Source organism: Bifidobacterium sp. AGR2158 (genome assembly GCF_000424225.1).
GTDB lineage: Bacteria > Actinomycetota > Actinomycetes > Actinomycetales > Bifidobacteriaceae > Bifidobacterium > Bifidobacterium anseris.
In genome coordinates this window covers 335,724-352,941 of record NZ_AUJM01000011.1, presented here as the reverse complement: position 1 = coordinate 352,941, position 17,218 = coordinate 335,724, and the positions used below count along the sequence as shown (strand labels likewise).

The following is a 17,218-nucleotide window of genomic DNA, read 5'->3' as shown; positions in this document are numbered from 1 at the left end:
TATTGGACGGCCGGACATGTCGTAAAACCGGCAAGCAGGAAGGACACGGACATGGCAACGCACATGCTTGTCTGCAGGGGAGTGACGGTGGGCGCCGTCGACGTCGTCGACGACCCCTTCGCCGGCGCGGCGCGGCTCGACATCGACGTCGAACTCGACGGCGGTCTCGTCTCACGCGCGTCGGCGACGACGCTCATCGAGATTGCTCGGAGCACGGCGGCGGCGCATGCGGGCGAGACCGGCGCAATGATCGCCGACGCCGTCGCCGAGGCGTCGCGCCGCGAGACGGGCGCCGCGATGGCGACGGTGACGCTGACGTTGTCGCCGACGACGTCGGTGGAATCGGTGGAATCGGTGGAATCGGTGACACAGATGGCACAGCCGATGCCGGAGCCGGCGTGTCTGGGTGTGCACTGGGTCGCGACGTCCGGCGAGACGACAACCGCTGTGCCGACGTCCGCTGAGCCGGCAGAGGATACGGGGGACATGCACGCCGACATGACGTCGCACCGCGCAGTCGTCTCGATGGAAAGCGCGTCGCCGCAGGCGGCTGAGCTGTTCCGCGACGTCATCGTCACGCTCGACGGTGCGCCGGGCACGCACATCGTGGGCATCTCGCCGCTTTACCACGCGATGACGGCCGACGGCGGCGAGACACGCACCGCCGTCGCCGCGCTCGACACGACAATGGGCGCGGCAGCGCTCACGGCGTTCCTCAACGCCGCCGCGCGCGCACACGACGGCGACGTCGAACTGCATATCGTCGATATTGATGACGCCGACGGCCGCGCACGCATCGACGACGGGGGAGCGGGCAACCGCGCCGCGATCCTCGCGCCGTGGATGGACATGGATCCGAACGCGACCTTCCGTGGCGATCCGCTCGCGTATCTGCTTGCAAACGCGCCCGACACGCCGTTCGCGGGGCTCGAATCGGACCGTTGGATCATCGGAGGCGCGCAATGAGGGCGCATCGCATACGTTGGTGGGTGTATCTGCTCGCGGTCGTGCTCGGCGTCGGCGGCGGCGCCGCGACGGCCATGCTCGAGGAACGCCACCACGTCTCGCTGCTCGGGTTGCCGTGGTTCGTCTCGGCGGTGCTCGCCGTCTTCGGCATCGGCGTGCTCGTCGCCGCATGGCAGGTGCATCGATACACGACGACCGAGCCGCGCAAACGTGTGCAGCTCAAGACGATCACGCCCGAGCGCGCCGTCGATACGCTGATCCTCACGAAGGCGCTCGCGCTCGCCGGCGCTGTGCTGCTCGGCTGGTACGGCGGCGAGCTGCTGATGGTCCTCGGGCATCTGCAGGCGCCGTACTATCGGCGCATCGCAATCGAATGCGTCGTCGCATGCGCGGCGAGCCTGATCGATATGGTCTGCGGCATCATCGGCGAAGGCTTCTGCCAGCTGCCGCCGTCGGAGGGTCCCGAACATCCGAAGATCGAACGCAAACGGTTGCGCAACGGGCGTCGCGACCGCGGCGTCGCATGGAAGGCCGACGGTCAGGACGGAGACAATGACGAAGCCGCCGTACCCGGCAGGTGACGGCGGCTTCGGCAGACGGTGGTCGCGCGGATGGACGTGTGATCATCACTCCTGCGGCACGCGCACCATCGCCTCCTGCACGATCGCGGCGACGAGCGTGCCGTCGCGGCGGTAGACCTTCGCCATCGACAGGCCGCGGCCATGGCCGGCGGTGGGCGTGTCCTGCACATACAGATGCCAGTCGGTGACGTCGATGTCGCGGTACCACCACATCGAATGATCGATTGACGCGAAGGAGATGCCCGGCGTCATCACCGTCAGGCCTGCGCGACGCAGAATAGGCTCGAGCATGACCTGATCGCAGCCGAGTGCGAGGATTGCGCGGTGCATCGTCTGGGACACGTCGCATTCGCCGTCGGCGCGCATCCACACAAGCTGACGGCCGCAGTCAGCATCCGCGCTCGCCTTGTCCGGGCCGAGCAGGATCGGCTGGGACACGTAGCGGATGTCGAAGGGGGAGGTCTGTGCGTAGTACTTCGCGAAATCCGACTGATCGGCGTATGGAGCCATCAGCTCCTTCGAACTTTTGAGCGTCTCCGGCGCGGGGACGTCGGCCGGCGCGGGGTCGGCGTACTCGAAGCCGGACTGCCCGCTCTTCTGGAAGCTCGCGATTGCCGTGAGGATCGCGCCCTGCGACTGCGTGACGTTGACGCGGCGCGCCGAGAACGAATGGCCGTCGCGCAGATTCTCGACGTCGAAGAGCAGATCCTCGTGGATGTCGCCGGGGGCGATGAAATAGCCATGGATCGAATGCGGCTCGCGCCCTTCCGGCACCGTCTTCGAAGCGGCGATGAGCGACTGGGCGATGACCTGGCCGCCGTAGACGCGGCCGGTTGGGAAGTACATGCTTTCGCCGCTGATGTAGGTGTGATCGCGGTAGACGGAAGGTTCGCCGAGGCTCAGCACATCAATCAGATGCTTCAGGGGAGTGGTGTCCGACGTCATGAGGCGTCCTTTCTGTTCGGGGGCGGCGTTCCCCACGCCGTCGGGTGGTGCCCGGTAGGGGGGGCGGGTGCGTTGACTGTCTGCAATCTATCAGCGGCGTGTTAAGAAACGGACACGCCCTGATGATTGCAGCCGACGGCATAGCCGGGGGAGCTGATGTTCACGCGAACGTCATGGGTGCGTTCCGCACTTCCCGCGTTCGCTGCCGGGGCTCGTCGCGAACGTTACAGGTGCGCTTTGCACCATCTACGGTCGCTGACAGGGCTCGTTGCGAACGTCATGGGTGCGCTTTGCGCCGCTCATGATTGCATAGGGGCCCGGCTGCGAACGTGGACGCCGCGTTGTGCGGCGGCGGTGTTCACAACCGGGCCCTTCGGCGCCAATCGGCTGGCTCAGCGGGTGAGCTTGCGGTGCAGACGGTGCGGACGCGCCGCCTCCTCGCCCAGACGCGCGATCTTGTTCTCCTGGTACGACTGGAAGTTGCCTTCGAACCAGTACCAGCGCGCCGGGTTCTCGTCGTCGCCCTCCCACGCGAGGATGTGCGTGGCGATGCGGTCGAGGAACCAGCGGTCGTGCGAGATCACGACGGCGCAGCCCGGGAACTCGATGAGCGCGTTCTCGAGGCTTTCGAGCGTCTCGACGTCTAGATCGTTCGTCGGCTCGTCGAGCAACAGCAGGTTGCCGCCCTGCTTGAGCGTGAGCGCCAGATTGAGGCGGTTGCGCTCGCCGCCGGAGAGCACACCGGTCAGCTTCTGCTGGTCGGATCCCTTGAAGCCGAAGCTCGCGACGTAGGCGCGCGTTGGCACTTCGACGCCGCCGACCTCGATGAAGTCGTTGCCGTCGGAGACCGCCTCCCATAGGTTCTTGTTCGGGTCGAGTCCGGCGCGGTTCTGGTCGACGTAGCTGATCTTGACGGTGTCGCCGATCTTGAGATCGCCGCCGGAGAGCGGTTCGAGGCCGACGATTGTCTTGAACAGCGTCGACTTGCCGACGCCGTTGGGGCCGATGACGCCGACGATGCCGTTGCGCGGCAGCGTGAAGCTCAGGTCATCGATGAGCACGCGGTCGCCGAAGGCCTTGTGGATGTGCTCGGCCTCGAGCACCGTCGAACCCAGACGCGGTCCCGGCGGGATCTGGATCTCGGAGAAGTCGAGCTTCTTCGAGTTGCGCGCCTCCTGCTCCATCTGGTCATAGCGCTCAAGACGCGCCTTGTTCTTCGCCTGACGGGCCTTCGGCGAGGAACGCACCCATTCGAGCTCGTTCTTCAGGCGCTTGGCGAGCTTGGCGTCCTTGGCGCCCTGGATCTCCATACGCTTGGCCTTCGTCTCCAGATAGGTGGAGTAGTTGCCCTTGTAGGGGTAGAGCTGGCCGCGGTCGACCTCGCAGATCCATTCGGCGACGTTGTCCATGAAGTAGCGGTCGTGGGTGACGGCGATGACGGCGCCCGGATACTGGTGCAGGAACTTTTCGAGCCACAGGATCGACTCGGCGTCGAGGTGGTTCGTCGGTTCGTCGAGCAGCAGCAGGTCCGGCGCCTCGAGCAGCAGCTTGCACAGCGCGACGCGGCGGCGCTCGCCGCCCGAGCACACCGACACCGGCGTGTCCGGGTCCGGGCACTGCAGCGCGTCCATCGCCTGCTCGAGCTGCGAGTCGAGATCCCAGCCGTTCGCCGCGTCGATCTCGGTCTGCAGTTTGCCCATCTCCTCCATCAGCGCGTCGAAGTCGGCGTCCGGGTTCGCCATCTCCTCGCCGATTTCGTTGAAGCGGGCGACCTTGTTCGCGATGTCGCCGAAGGCCATCTTGATGTTCTCGCCGACGGTCTTGTCCTCGTCGAGCGGCGGCTCCTGCTGCAGAATGCCGACGGTGAAGCCCGGCGTGAGCGACGCCTCGCCGTTGCTGACCGTGTCGAGGCCCGCCATGATTTTCAGCAGCGTCGACTTGCCCATGCCGTTGGGGCCTACGACGCCGATCTTCGCGCCCGGCAGGAAGCTCAGCGTGACGTTGTCGAGGATCACGCGGTCGCCGTACGCCTTGCGGGCGTTGATCATCTGGTAAATAAACTCAGCCAAGGTTGAATCCGTTCCGTTGTCCGTCTTGCTTCGTGGAATCGAAGCGGTCACAAAATGCACGACCATTATTCCAAAAGCGGTCTACTAGTTGGCAACAACCGTCCAATCGGCGCTATTCCCACACGCGGGAGCAGTCCCCGCGTGTCGGGAGTTCAGATGAGCACGCCGTCGCAGTGGTCGATCTCGTGCTGGATGATCTGCGCGGTAAAGCCGGTGAACGCGGCGTGGCGCGGGCGCCCCTTGCGGGTGAGGTAGTCGACTTCGATGCGCTCGAAGCGCGGCGTGCGCCGTTCGCCCTCGAGGCTCAGACAGCCTTCGGCGGTGTCGTAGGCGCCGTCGGCCTGAGTGATGATCGGGTTGAACATGACGCCGATCGTGCCGAGATCCTCGTCGACGAAGACGATGATGCGCTTGTGCTTGCCGATCATATTCGCGGCCATGCCGACGCAGCGCGCGCGGTTCGCCGCGAGCGTGTCGACGAGATCGGCCGCGATCGCGGCGTCGCCCGGATCGTTCGGGTCGGCGGCCGCCGACGGCTCGGATAGGAAGGGGACGGAGGTGACGATCGTTCGTTGCATGGGCAGTAAGTATAGCGAGGCCCCGCGCGGTTGCCGTGCGCGGGGCCTCGCTATACGGCCTATACGGCTGTGTCTGCTGCGGCTGCGTTTCGCTCAGTCGACGCGACGTCCCCTTCCAACAACTAGGCCTTATCCGGAAGATGGTTGGTTCCGCGATGATCTCAATCGCGGAACCAACCATCCGAGTAGAGGACAAACCATCGAATCCATAATTGTTCATTGATTGCACATACCCGAAAATGGGAACATTCGGTTGAGAAATGCCGTGTCCATCATAATACTGGTGATCATGATGAGTATATTTCATCATCGATTCTTGCACACCGATGTGCAAGATGGCCCAAGGACGAGGAAAGGAACCGATGTGGGCAAGACATGCGGCGCAACAGTTCTGGCCTCTCAGTCCATCAAATCGGCCGGCAATCCGCAAATACCTCTAAGGTGGATCGTAATGCCTTTCATTCGCAGAGGCTGCAGTGCGCTGTTGTGCACCATGCTGACTTTAGGATTGACAGCCTGCGGATCGTCCGTCTCCTCTTCCCGTGAATGGAGCGACGGCGGCGACACATTCCAAATGGCAGGAAGCGTCGATGAGCGTATCAAGAATCTGCTGGAACATCACGCAGATATGGATCAGTCGCAGCGGCAGATGCTTGAGCGTGCACTCGCCAACGAAGGTAAGATCTCCCATGCCGACTATCTGACGGCATGGGACAACTACCGCCAATGCTTGGTTGCCAAGGGGTACAACCCGCCGACGATGCGCCTGATTAACGGGGTGTACATCCACCAGATCAAGATTGACACCAGCGGCATGAGCGAGGCACAGCAGGATAAACTCAACAGCGACGTCGATGGTTGTCAAGCTCGCTACGTGCTTTCAGTGGATGATATCTACCGCCTGAATGTGGCAAATCCAAGTCTATACAGCAATTCCGATGTCGCATTGGTAGATTGCCTTCGCCGCCACGCATTGGTTCCTAAAGACTATTCAGTGAACCAGTACCGTGCCGAAAGTGAGCGCTTTTTCGGCACTGATGTCTCTGATACAAAGACTGAACGCGAGGCCTATACCAAACGACGCGAAGCGTTCAGCTTTGATTTCAACGCCCCACAGGCCCGTACCTGTGTGGTCACCAATGACTCCAGCCTGCTTATCGATGAACTCGAAACGTGGAAGCCGCTCAGCTGATACCGCTCATGCACTAGGCGCAGTCCCATGCCGTGTCGGATCAGCATGCCGGCAGTGACTGGTCTTGTGTTGAATGATGCAGATTCGCCCGACCGAGCTTCTCTTGTCAGGTTGATTGAGCTCGCATACACGATATGGGTAGAATGCTTGGCTATCGTTTTTCCTGATTTCTATAGTGTTCGTAGATGTCTCAGTTCGTAGATGTCGCAGAGTGGTGGCATCTACAAGTATCATGAAGTATCATGGAGCTGGCTGTTGATTGCGTCTCTTCTGATTCGTCTCAATGATGAACGATGTGCGGTGTGGCGTGAGACTGCACCGAATGCGGTCTCACACCACACCATATCTTGAGTTGGAATGCGAGGACTCGAAAGATGATGCGTGAGTTTTTCGTCCGATTCGGCGGAATTGTCATGGTGACATGTTTTGCCTGCGGTCTACTGGCGGGGTGTGGCTCCGACGAAGCGGATTCAGATACTGGTGTGGAGGGTCAACGCATTGCCTCGTCCATGCAGGACTATGTGCAGATGGTACTCGATCTCGATCAGAAAACTCGTCATGGACAGATGCAAGGGGTGCCGATGGGGGATCGTCAAGTGACTATTCTGAAGAGGGCGTTGGAGAACGGAGGGCGGGTTAGCCGGGCCGACTACGAGCAGGCATGGGCGAGCTATCGTCAATGCATTGTCAACAAAGGGTATGCCGCGCCGCCGATTATGAAGATTGGTGAGTTTTATCAAGCACGGTGGTCAATGGCATCTGTTGAAGGGCAGGAGGCGCGGGAGGAAAAACTGCGTGAAGATGATATGGCATGCGGCATGGCGGAGATGCTGAACGTGAACGAGGTGTACCAACGCCAGCATTCGAACCCGAACCTATATCGGAATCCATCGGAGGGGGTGGTGGATTGCCTGCATCGCAACAATCTGGTGAAGACGTCGTATACGGCGAAGGACTACGATGCGGAGAATCGCAGATTCGACGAATACTGGAACGATCGCCGTATGGGACGTGCTCCCACTATTGCCGAGACGCACGGGCATTTCAGTTTTGATTACGGCGATGTTGACGCGGCCATGTGTCTGGCGAACAATCATGAGGCCATGGATGTTCAGGAATACAAGCCGCCTGAATGGAAGCCATTCGGATAGGGGATGCCACAGTGGGCAAGCGCAAGGGGTCGGCCTCGGGGTGACAGGCGAACAGCCGTTTTGGCTGCCATCCCGAGGCCAGAACCCTCCGGGCTGCGTTTCGCTCAGTCGCCGAGCGCCGCGTCGAGCGCCTGTCGCAGATCGGCGATGATGTCGTCGGCGTTCTCGATGCCGCAGCTCAGGCGTACAAGGTCGATGCCGACGCCGGCCTCGTCGAGCTGCTCCTCGGTGAGCTGACGGTGCGTCGTGCCGGCCGGGTAGAGCACGCAGCTGCGCGCGTCGGCAACATGCGTCGCGATCGCGATCATCTTGAGATGGTCAAGGAACGCGGACACCTTTTCACGGCCACCGGGAACGCCGAACGAAATCACGCCGCACGTGCCGTTCGGCATGTACTTCTCGGCGAGCGCGTGGTATTTGTCGCCGGGCAGCTCCGGGCAGCTCACCCACGAGATGCGCGGGTCGTTCTCGAGGAACGTGGCGACCTTGAGCGCGTTCGCGCAGTGGCGTTCCATGCGCACGCCGAGCGACTCGAGATGCATGCCCATGATCCACGAGTTGATCGGCGCCGGCGTCGAGCCGAAGTCACGCATCAGCTGGGCGGTGCACTTCGTGATGAACGCGGCCTTGCCGAAGTCCTTCGCGTAGACGACGCCGTGGTAGGAATCGTCCGGAGTGCACATTCCGGGGAACTTCTCGGCGTGCGCGAGCCAGTCGAAGTTGCCCGAGTCGACGATCGCGCCGCCGACGCACGAGCCGTGGCCGTCCATGTACTTCGTCGTCGCATGCGTGACGATGTCGACGCCGTAGCGGAACGGCTGGCAGTTGATCGGCGTCGGGAACGTGTTGTCGACGATGAGCGGCACGCCGTGCGCGTGCGCGGCCTTCGCGAACTTCTCAAAATCGAGCACGATGAGCGCCGGATTCGCGATCGACTCGCCGAAGACGGCCTTCGTATTCGGGCGGAACGCGGCCTCGAGCTCGTCCGCGGAGCAGTCGGGGCTCACGAACGTGCATTCGATGCCCATCTTGCGCATCGTCACGTTGATCAGGTTGAAGGTGCCGCCGTAGATCGCGCTCGACGCGACGATGTGGTCGCCCTGATTGCAGATGTTGAACAGCGCGAAGAAGTTCGCGGCCTGCCCGGACGACGTGAGCATCGCCGCGGCGCCTCCCTCCATCGCGCAGATCTTCGCGGCGACCGTGTCGTTCGTTGGGTTCTGCAGACGCGTGTAGAAATATCCGGACTCGGACAGGTCGAATAGGCGGCTCATCTGCTCGCTCGACGTGTACTTGAAGGTCGTCGCCTGGATGATCGGCGGCGTGCGCGACTCGCCGTTGCCCGGCTGGTAGCCGCCCTGCACGCAGATCGTGTCCTCGTGTTCGGTGCTGATCGGTGTGGCTGTGTCTGCCATGTACGCTCCTCGTCTGCGGTTGGCTTCCCGTCACGCGCGCGCCGTGCGGCGGGTAGACGTGGCGGAGTAGGTTGGACATCGGTATTAAATCACGACGGCCACGCATGCCGCCGGCGCGTCCCACACTGTGTGCGTCGGTGATGTGCAACGGACTGTGTATGTCGGCCGGCGTGTGCGCGTGAAGGAGGATGCGACGATGACGACGGCGCTGATGGTGTTCCACGACCGGCTGCGGCAATCGAAGGTGAACCGCGCGCTCGCGCAGCGTGCGGCGCACGAGGGTGACGACGTGATCGTGCGCGACATGTACGCGCTGTATCCCGATTTCCGTATCGACGTCGACGAGGAGCACCGCGTGTGCGACGCCGCCGACCGTCTCGCGTTCCTCTTCCCGTTCTACTGGTACAGCGCGCCGGCGCTGATGAAGCTGTGGGAGGACGCCGTGTTCACGCCCGGCTGGGCGTACGGCGACGGCGCGTCGATCGCCGGCAAGCGCATGCTGCTCGCCGTGACGACCGGCGGCGCCGAGGACATGTACACGGCCGACGGCAAGCACGGCGCGACGATGGAGGAGCTGCTGCTGCCGTACCGAACGACCGCGCGATACCTCGGCCTCGACTACGAGGAGCCCTTCATCGTGCACGGCTCGTCGAAGACGATTGACGACGACGAGCTCGCGCGGACCGCCGAACGATTCGTGCGGCGGCTGCGCGGCTGATTCACCGGGCGATCGGCCGGCTGTGCGGCTGCGTGCCGCATGACGGCGCAAAGGGAGCGGCGCCGCGCGTGCATGCGCCGGGTGCGTACGCGGTGCCGCAGACGCATGGCGGCGCGGATGGGCGGATGACATGAAAACGGCGGCATCTCGCGGGACTCGCCGATAAAAGTTAGATGGTTTGACAAATAGTGCCCGTCGCTGTAACTTACTTAATAAGACGAATGAACATAGTCGTTCGGAGGCGACCGCCGCCATGGCGGGAGCGGTCGGTACGGCGACGTTCGGCCGTCGCGCGACGCGCCGAAGACGGCACCGCGACACAGCGCAACACAGAACAAAGGAGTCATGATGGGACTGTGGGACATCGACAAGATTGAGTACGTCGGCCGTGGCAACGGCCCGGTGGAGGGACTCGGCTTCCAGTACTACGACGCAGACAAGGTCGTCGCCGGCAAGAAGATGAAGGATTGGCTGCGCTTCGGCGTCGCCTGGTGGCACACCTTCGATGCGCCGCTGACCGACCCGTTCGGCGACGGCACCGCGCAGCGCCCGTGGGACGGCAAGTACTCCGACCCGATGGACAACGCGCTCGCGAAGGTCGACTACGCCTTCGAGTTCTTCACGAAGCTCGGCGCCGAGTATTTCTGCTTCCACGACCGTGACATCGCCCCGGAGGGCGATACGCTGCGCGAGACGAACGCCAACCTCGACCGCGTCGTCGACAAGATCGAGGAGAACATGAAGTCCACCGGCGTCAAGCTGCTGTGGAACACCTCGTCGCTGTTCACGAACCCGCGTTTCGTCGCCGGCGCATCCACCTCGCCGTTCGCTGATGTGTACGCCTACGCGGCGGCGCAGCTCAAGCACTCGCTCGAGATCGGCAAGCGCCTGGGCGCCGAGAATTACGTGTTCTGGGGCGGCCGCGAAGGCTACGAGAACCTGTGGGTCACCGACATGAAGCGTGAGCAGGAGCACATGGCGAAGTTCTTCCACATGTGCGCCGACTACGCCAAGCAGATCGGCATGGACGCCCAGTTCCTCATCGAGCCGAAGGCCAAGGAACCGACGACGCACCAGTACGACTTCGACGCGGCCACGGCATGCAATTTCCTGCGCGCCTATGACCTGATCGACGTCTTCAAGCTCAACCTTGAAGGCAACCACGCCAACCTCGCAGGCCACACCTACCAGCACGAGATCCGCGTTGCCCGCGACAACGGCGTGCTCGGTTCGCTCGACGCGAACCAGGGCGACATGCTGCTCGGCTGGGACCTCGATGAGTTCCCGACCAACCTGTACGAGACCACCTCCGTCATGTGGGAAGTGCTCGACGAAGGTCAGATCGGCCCTCACGGCGGCCTCAACTTCGACGCCAAGCCGCGCCGCACCTCGTTCAGCGCCGAAGACCTGTTCCGCGCGCACATCGCCGGCATGGACACGTTCGCCGCCGGCCTGCTCGTGGCGGACAAGATGCATCAGGACAAGTACATCGAGAACCTTGTGGCCAACCGTTACGGCTCCTACGATTCGGGCATCGGCAAGTCGATCGACGACGGCACCGCCACCCTCGAGTCGCTCAATGACTACGCCATCGACATGCCGCAGTCCGAGATCATCGCATCCACGCACCCCGATCACCTCGAGGACGTGAAGGCGACCATCAACAACTACATCATCGACGCCCTGGCCAACGCCTGACGCCGCACGGTCCGGCCGCTTGCCGCATGGGCGGCCGGACCGTCCATCCAACCTCTGCAGTGCGTGGCATATGCAGTGCACGCTGTATGGCATATGCCGCCAGTAACTCTTTCTTTCCTTCCTTCCTTCCAATGAATCGCCGCCTGTTCTTTCCTTTCCTCTGCAGGCGCGATGCAGGCCCAAGGGCCACCGGGCCACACCGTGCACCCATACGCTCCGCGCGCATCCTTCCCATCAAACACACCGCGCGCGGGGAGCACGGCGGTTCCCGGAGGCCCATGGGCTTTTTCCATACGGGCGGGCACGACGGTGTGTTCGCCTATTGCTTGCGCAAGGCGCATGGCGCACCGCCGAACCGCCCTATACCCTCCGGCCATGCTGCCGAACCGAATGTACTGTTATGACCGACCACTACCGATATGGAGGACCGCGATGACCGCAACGACCGCGACCATGGACATCACCAACCCCGTGCTGCGGGGCATGTACCCCGACCCAAGCTGGATGTGGGACGAGCCCGGGGAGCGCGTGGCCTTGGTGAATTCCTCGTTCGAACTGGTGCCGGGACTGCCGATCCACGTTTCAGACGATATCGCGAACTGGGAGCTTGCGGGGAACGCCGTCGACGAGGCGATGGCGCAACGGCTGCTGATCCCCTTCGTGCTTGATTCTGGGGGATTGTATGCGCCGACATTGCGCATGATCCGCGGGAAGTACGTGATCGCATGCACGGTCGCCCGCATCGATCTGGATGCGGCCGCCGCAGCTGGGGTCGACCCGGAGTCGATCGAGGGGGCCCGTGCAAGCCAAGGCAACTTCATCATCGAAGCCGATGCGCTTGAGGGGCCATGGCGCGGCCCGTACTGGATCGAGGGCGCCGAGGGTATCGATCCAGACATCTTCGAGGACCTTGACGGCTCCGTGTACTGGACGCAGACAAGGCCGGCCGTACGCCCGCGCTGGGAAGGGCAGACCGAGGTGTGGACCCAGCGGATTGACCCGGAGACGTGGCGGCTGTGCGCGTCGCATGACGCAGACGGCGACTATGGCAAGACGGTCCTCTGGACGGGATATGGCGTGGAGGCGGTGTGGGCCGAAGGACCGCACCTGTACCGCATCGGCGATTGGGTGTATCTGATGACCGCGGAAGGCGGCACAAGCTTCGACCACAGCGAGATGACCATGCGCACGTGGGCACCCGACGGGCTCGGGCCGGCGGTCGAAGCCCTGCAGTTCCAGGCGCACGCGGACGGGACCGAGCCGCGAGCGCCGCGTGCCGACGAACGGTCGGTTGTGGGGCGGTATGCGCGACTGTTCCATCCGTGCAAGAAGAATCCGTTCCTGACACACCGGCATCTGGGTTTGGAGGAGCGCGTGCAGTGTGTGGGCCACGCCGATCTGCTGCATCATCCACGGCTTGGCTGGTGGGTCGCGTGCCTGGGTTCGCGCGAGACCCCCACCGCGGACCATGGGGCGCTCAGTTTCCTGGGCAGGGAGACCTTTGTGGCACCTGTCGACTGGCAGCACGATCCGGCGCAATGGTCGCTGGAATCCAATGGGCCCGCGCAAGGGGAGTCCGATGACCCAGGATGGCCGGTGCTCGCCGGGGGAGCGGGGCGTCTGGCGCAGACATTGCGCATCGATGCGGCGGACGGGACCCTGCTCGACGTGTGCATCGGGCCGTGCGAATCGCAGGCGGTCGTCGATGCACGCGTGCCTTTTGCCGTCGGCGACGGCGAAGGCGCGGCCGTGCGCGCGGATGGCACGGTGTACCGGCGTATGCCGGAAGACAGGTGCGTGGTGCTGTGCCCGCCGCGTGGCACGGTGCGCATCCGGCAGGACGGCCGCCATACACTGAGCGTGGCGACCGATGGTGCGTCGGTGCAGTGGACGCTCGGCGAGGGGACGGAGCGCAGGGAAGGCATGGTGCCGATCCCCGAGGGGGAGTCGGGATCGGTTATGCTCGTCTTCGACAAAGGCATGGTGCGCGTGGTCGTGGCGCAGTCCGCGGAACAGGCATGGACGGCGCCGGCTGTCGAGGTGATCGACGTGGCGCCGCTGAGCACCGAATGGTCCGGCGGCTTTGTGGGTTGCCTCATCGGTTGTGAGGTATAGGTGGAGTGCTCAGCGCAGGCTGCGTGTACTGCCCCGCACCACAAGCGTGGTGGGCAGGATCACGTGGTGCTGCGTTGGGCGCCCTTCCGCTGTGTCCAGAAGCATGCGCGTCGAGACGGCCGCCATGTCGTGCAACGGCTGGCGCACCGTGGTGAGCGCCGGACCCAGGAAGGCGGATGTCTGCACGTCGTCGAATCCGACGACCGAAAGGTCTTCGGGGATGCGCAGCCGGTTCTGCCGGGCGGCCTCATAGACGCCCATCGCCTGCAGGTCGCTGCCGGCGAAGATCGCGGTGGGGCGGTTTGGTTGCGCCAACAGCTCCATCGCCTGCGCATAGCCGCCTTCGGTTGTGAAATCGCCTTCGGTCACCAGTTCGGGGTCCGGTGCGATGCCTTGTTCGGCGAGCGCTGACGTGTAGCCGTCGAGCCTTGCGCGCGAGCACATCATCTCTTCGGGGCCGGTGATGATGCCGATGCGCGTGTGCCCCAGGGCGAGCAGATGCCGAGTCGCGAGCACGCCGCCGGCCCAGTTGTCCGCCTGCACGGAGAAATCATCGTTCGACGGCTCGCCTGAAGGGTCGAAGATGACATAGGGGATGCCGTTGGCCTGCAATTTGGTTTTTTCTTTTTCGGTGAGATTGGCGAAGATGAAGATGACGCCGAATGGCCTGCGCCTCAGCATGCCGGTGATCCAGTCGTCGTCGGGGTGTTGGCGTGTGCCGCTTTCCGTCGTGATGACGCTGATGTCGGGCGAGTGCCTTGTCTCACGCAGCACGCCGCGCAGCACTTCGAGAGCCCAGATCGTGTCGAGGTCCTGGAAGACCACTTCGATGTACCGTTGGCCGGCGTTTTTCTGTCCGCGGCGCTGGTAGCCCGAGGCCTTGAGCGCCCGGTCGATGGCTGCGCGGGCTTCGGCCGATATGTCGGAGCGGCCGTTGAGCGCCTTGGAGACGGTCGCCAATGAGTAGCCGGTGTTCTTCGCGATGTCCGCCAACCTGACCTTGGGTTCCGGCATATGGAGCTCCTTTGCTGCCAATGAATGGGTGTGATACCATCTGCCATAATAGCGAAAGTTTCGTAACTTTTCAAGCGAAGTGAGACGCTTGTTGTGAAAACGCGAACATATTTCTGGGTAGAAATGCGCGAAACGCCGACAACGTACTTAGTTTGACTGATTGACAAAGTAGGTTTACGATAGTTTCCAACGAAAACAACGTAAGTTTTCGGAAGTTCTCAATGTTGTACCGGAGGCTTCGTAGAAGCTCGGATGCATTGCTCTTCTGGCAATGTACGTCAGCGAGGACGGCTCCACGTCAATGTCAACGTGGACAAAGATCAAGGAGGAACTATGAAACTCAAGACGCTTGCAGCAGCGACGCTGGCCGTTGCGACCGTAATCGGCATGAGCGCATGTGGCGGGTCGGGGTCGTCGTCCGATGACAAGACCATCACGTTCTGGCACAATGCTTCCGCCGGTGAAGGACGTCAGTACTGGGAGAATCTGGCAAAGTCCTTCGAAGAGGCCAACCCCGGTACCAAGGTGGAGGTCCAGGCCATCCAGAACGAGGACTTCGCCGGCAAACTGCAGACCGCCATGCAGGATCCCGCGTCCGGTCCGGATGTCTTCATGTCCCTTGGCGGCGCCAAGACCCAGGAGATGATCGACGCCGGTCAGGTCATGGACCTGACCGATAAGATCTCGGACACGGTGAAGACCGATATGAAGACGACCCTTTCCGCTGCCACGTTCGACGGCAAGGTCTACGGCGTCCCGGTCAGCGTGGAACCGGGCGGCATGTGGTATTCCAAGGATCTGTTCAAGAAGGCGGGCGTTTCCGATGTGCCGGCGACCTACGAGGACCTGCTCGCGGACGCGAAGAAGCTCAAGGACAGCGGCACCGATGCCATCGCACTCGGCGCCAAGGACGCCTGGCCCGCGGCGCATTGGTATTACTGGTTGGTCCTGCGCGAGTGCTCTTCTGAAGTCTACGACAAGAGCGTCCAGGACCACGACTTCTCGAACGAGTGCTGGGTCAACGCCGGCAAGAAGCTGCAGGAGCTCAACGACCTGAAGGCCTTCAACGACGGCTTCCTGACCACGACCGCACAGCAGGGCGCCAACTCCTCTGCGGGCCTGCTCGCCAACCATAAAGCGGCCATGGAGCTCATGGGCGCTTGGGAGCCGGGCGTGCTCAAGGACCTCACCCCCGATCAGAAGCCGATGGCTGACCTTGGATTCTTCGCGTTCCCCGAGGTCGCCGGTGGCGAAGGTGAACCCGGTGCGCTCATGGGCGGCGTGACCTACTTCTGTGTCAACCCGAAGGCTTCGCAGACCTCGATCGATTTCGTCAACTACATGGGCGAGAAGAAGAACCAAGAGGATTACGCCAAGGCGTTCTCCACCATCCCTGCCTCCGAGCCCGCGCGTGGTGTGGTGACCGATGAGTCTCTCAAGCAAGTCATCGAATATCTGGACAAGGCTCCGTCCATGCAGCTGTGGATGGATACCGCTCTGGGCACCAACATCGGCAATGCGTTGAATGCCGCTGTGGTGAACATGCTGTCGGGGCAGGGCAGTCCCGAAGACATCGTCAAGGCGATGGAGGACGCCGCCCAGAAGGGCTGATCGCGTCTGAGCAAGGTCCGGGATGGCTGGGCTGTTCCACATGGTCCAGCCATCCTTTTTCCCTGGATGACGTACAACGAAACTTAGATACATGGGATTGATGACATGACTGAAATGAATGATGCCGTGGCAGTCGGGCGACCGGTTGCCGAAACGAAGAAGCGGGGCGGAGAACGCAAACCCTCTAACGGCAAGGGGCGCAGAAATCTCGAAATTTTCATCCTTTCCGCACCCGCGATCATCCTCTTCTGCTGCTTTGTGATTCTTCCGATCATTTTGGGCGCCTACTACGGCTTCTACCAATGGAAGGGCTTTGGTACCCCGTCCGAGAACGGCAAATTCGTCGGACTGCAGAACTACATCGTGGCGTTGAAGGATCCGAACTTCCAGCAGGCGATCCTGCACACCTTTGAAATCGTCGTCGGATCCCTCGTTATCCAGGGTCCGTTGGCCATCCTCTTCGCTCTCCTGCTCAACCAGAAGTTCAAGGGGCGCGGCCTGATCCGTACGCTCATCTTCGTGCCGTATGTCGTTTCGGAAGTCATTGTCGGCACCGGCTGGAGCCTGCTGCTCCAGAAGAAGGGCGCGGTCAACCAGATTCTTGAATCACTCGGCATGCATGGCGTCGATTGGCTCGCCAACCCCAAGGTCGCGATCTGGACGCTGCTGCTACTCATCAGCTGGAAATACATCGGATTCGCCGTCATCCTCATGCTTGCAGGCATGCAGTCGATTCCTGAGGAACTGTACGAAGCGGCAAAGGTGGACGGTGCAGGGTTCTGGCAGATCCAGAAGAGCATCACACTGCCGTTGCTCGCCCCGACGCTGCGCATCTGGGTCTTCCTGTCGATGATCGGTTCGCTGCAGCTGTTCGATTTGGTCTACATCATCTGGGGCCAGTACGTTTCCACGACGGCCGGCGTCTCCACGATGGCCACCTACATGGTCCGTGAGGGACGCGGTGCAGGCAACTACGGATATGGCTCCGCCGTCGCCCTCATCATTTTCGTCATCTCGCTGATTGTGGCGCTGACCTACCAGCACTTTGTGCTCAACCGTGATCTCGATGGCGCCTTGACCGATAAGAAGGCGTCCAAGAAGCGCAAGAAGAGGCAGACCGCAGAGGATGAGGCCCTGGCGGTCGCCATGGAAGGAGTGAAGTGAG

14 protein-coding genes are annotated in these 17,218 nt (G+C 62.5%); 9 read left to right on the top strand and 5 right to left on the bottom strand.

Going from position 1 to position 17,218, the window contains the following annotated elements:
• Positions 1-51: 51 nt before the first annotated feature.
• Together G606_RS10625 and G606_RS09485 are read left to right on the top strand one after the other, a co-directional pair.
• The gene (locus tag G606_RS10625; protein WP_051198328.1) at positions 52-966 is read left to right on the top strand and encodes a hypothetical protein; all 915 of its coding nucleotides are present in this window, start codon (positions 52-54) and stop codon (positions 964-966) included.
• The gene (locus G606_RS09485) at positions 963-1,547 is read left to right on the top strand and encodes a DUF3180 domain-containing protein (protein WP_051198327.1); all 585 of its coding nucleotides are present in this window, start codon (positions 963-965) and stop codon (positions 1,545-1,547) included. Before G606_RS10625 ends, G606_RS09485 begins: the two co-directional genes overlap by 4 nt.
• 45 nt (positions 1,548-1,592) lie before the next feature.
• Here the strand turns inward: G606_RS09485 and G606_RS0101845 are convergent, their stop codons facing one another.
• The 3 genes from G606_RS0101845 to G606_RS0101835 form a co-directional block, all read right to left on the bottom strand.
• Complete coding sequence (locus G606_RS0101845; RefSeq protein WP_026644567.1) at positions 1,593-2,492, bottom strand: acyl-CoA thioesterase; 900 nt, start codon at positions 2,490-2,492, stop codon at positions 1,593-1,595.
• 392 nt (positions 2,493-2,884) lie between these two features.
• Complete coding sequence (gene ettA, locus G606_RS0101840; protein WP_026644566.1) at positions 2,885-4,561, bottom strand: energy-dependent translational throttle protein EttA; 1,677 nt, start codon at positions 4,559-4,561, stop codon at positions 2,885-2,887.
• Between the two features lie 152 nt (positions 4,562-4,713).
• Positions 4,714-5,139: a peptide deformylase gene (locus tag G606_RS0101835; protein ID WP_026644565.1), complete on the bottom strand. Its 426-nt coding sequence runs from the start codon at positions 5,137-5,139 to the stop codon at positions 4,714-4,716.
• 364 nt (positions 5,140-5,503) lie between these two features.
• Here G606_RS0101835 and G606_RS0101830 point away from each other — a divergent pair, with 364 nt between their 5' ends.
• Both G606_RS0101830 and G606_RS0101825 read left to right on the top strand, forming a co-directional pair.
• Positions 5,504-6,331 (top strand): hypothetical protein, encoded by an 828-nt coding sequence (locus G606_RS0101830; protein WP_155802715.1) that lies wholly within the window; start codon positions 5,504-5,506, stop codon positions 6,329-6,331.
• Between the two features lie 374 nt (positions 6,332-6,705).
• Positions 6,706-7,482 carry a hypothetical protein gene (locus tag G606_RS0101825; RefSeq protein WP_026644563.1) on the top strand — a complete coding sequence of 259 codons (777 nt, stop codon included), beginning with the start codon at positions 6,706-6,708 and terminating at the stop codon, positions 7,480-7,482.
• Between the two features lie 104 nt (positions 7,483-7,586).
• Here G606_RS0101825 and G606_RS0101820 read toward each other — a convergent pair whose 3' ends face one another.
• Positions 7,587-8,897 carry an O-acetylhomoserine aminocarboxypropyltransferase/cysteine synthase family protein gene (locus tag G606_RS0101820; RefSeq protein ID WP_026644562.1) on the bottom strand — a complete coding sequence of 437 codons (1,311 nt, stop codon included), beginning with the start codon at positions 8,895-8,897 and terminating at the stop codon, positions 7,587-7,589.
• A gap of 196 nt (positions 8,898-9,093) precedes the next feature.
• Between G606_RS0101820 and G606_RS0101815 the strand changes: the two genes are divergently transcribed.
• The 3 genes from G606_RS0101815 (at position 9,094) to G606_RS0101805 (ending at position 13,428) form a co-directional block, all read left to right on the top strand.
• Positions 9,094-9,615 (top strand): NAD(P)H-dependent oxidoreductase, encoded by a 522-nt coding sequence (locus tag G606_RS0101815; protein WP_026644561.1) that lies wholly within the window; start codon positions 9,094-9,096, stop codon positions 9,613-9,615.
• Between the two features lie 348 nt (positions 9,616-9,963).
• Entirely contained in the window at positions 9,964-11,313 is a 1,350-nt protein-coding gene (xylA, locus tag G606_RS0101810) for a xylose isomerase (protein WP_026644560.1), read from the top strand.
• A gap of 432 nt (positions 11,314-11,745) precedes the next feature.
• Positions 11,746-13,428, top strand: coding sequence for a glycoside hydrolase family 43 protein (locus G606_RS0101805; RefSeq protein ID WP_026644559.1), 1,683 nt, complete (start codon positions 11,746-11,748; stop codon positions 13,426-13,428).
• A 9-nt stretch (positions 13,429-13,437) separates the two neighbouring features.
• On the opposite strand, the gene G606_RS0101800 is transcribed toward G606_RS0101805, so the two are convergent.
• Positions 13,438-14,442 (bottom strand): LacI family DNA-binding transcriptional regulator, encoded by a 1,005-nt coding sequence (locus G606_RS0101800; RefSeq protein ID WP_026644558.1) that lies wholly within the window; start codon positions 14,440-14,442, stop codon positions 13,438-13,440.
• Positions 14,443-14,775: 333 nt separating this feature from the next.
• Between G606_RS0101800 and G606_RS0101795 the strand changes: the two genes are divergently transcribed.
• Together G606_RS0101795 and G606_RS0101790 are read left to right on the top strand one after the other, a co-directional pair.
• Positions 14,776-16,053, top strand: coding sequence for an extracellular solute-binding protein (locus G606_RS0101795; RefSeq protein WP_026644557.1), 1,278 nt, complete (start codon positions 14,776-14,778; stop codon positions 16,051-16,053).
• A 105-nt stretch (positions 16,054-16,158) separates the two neighbouring features.
• Positions 16,159-17,217 carry a carbohydrate ABC transporter permease gene (locus G606_RS0101790; protein ID WP_026644556.1) on the top strand — a complete coding sequence of 353 codons (1,059 nt, stop codon included), beginning with the start codon at positions 16,159-16,161 and terminating at the stop codon, positions 17,215-17,217.
• Position 17,218 lies beyond the last annotated feature (1 nt).

What these genes read in the sequence shown, in the direction of transcription:
- G606_RS0101820 (WP_026644562.1), bottom strand. Translation starts at nt 8,897, where the DNA reads ATGGCAGACACAGCCACACCGATCAGCACCGAACACGAGGACACGATC.
- G606_RS0101825 (WP_026644563.1), top strand. Translation starts at nt 6,706, where the DNA reads ATGATGCGTGAGTTTTTCGTCCGATTCGGCGGAATTGTCATGGTGACA.
- G606_RS0101815 (WP_026644561.1), top strand. Translation starts at nt 9,094, where the DNA reads ATGACGACGGCGCTGATGGTGTTCCACGACCGGCTGCGGCAATCGAAG.
- G606_RS0101795 (WP_026644557.1), top strand. Translation starts at nt 14,776, where the DNA reads ATGAAACTCAAGACGCTTGCAGCAGCGACGCTGGCCGTTGCGACCGTA.
- G606_RS0101790 (WP_026644556.1), top strand. Translation starts at nt 16,159, where the DNA reads ATGACTGAAATGAATGATGCCGTGGCAGTCGGGCGACCGGTTGCCGAA.
- G606_RS0101835 (WP_026644565.1), bottom strand. Translation starts at nt 5,139, where the DNA reads ATGCAACGAACGATCGTCACCTCCGTCCCCTTCCTATCCGAGCCGTCG.
- G606_RS0101800 (WP_026644558.1), bottom strand. Translation starts at nt 14,442, where the DNA reads ATGCCGGAACCCAAGGTCAGGTTGGCGGACATCGCGAAGAACACCGGC.
- G606_RS09485 (WP_051198327.1), top strand. Translation starts at nt 963, where the DNA reads ATGAGGGCGCATCGCATACGTTGGTGGGTGTATCTGCTCGCGGTCGTG.
- G606_RS0101805 (WP_026644559.1), top strand. Translation starts at nt 11,746, where the DNA reads ATGACCGCAACGACCGCGACCATGGACATCACCAACCCCGTGCTGCGG.
- G606_RS10625 (WP_051198328.1), top strand. Translation starts at nt 52, where the DNA reads ATGGCAACGCACATGCTTGTCTGCAGGGGAGTGACGGTGGGCGCCGTC.
- xylA (WP_026644560.1), top strand. Translation starts at nt 9,964, where the DNA reads ATGGGACTGTGGGACATCGACAAGATTGAGTACGTCGGCCGTGGCAAC.
- G606_RS0101845 (WP_026644567.1), bottom strand. Translation starts at nt 2,492, where the DNA reads ATGACGTCGGACACCACTCCCCTGAAGCATCTGATTGATGTGCTGAGC.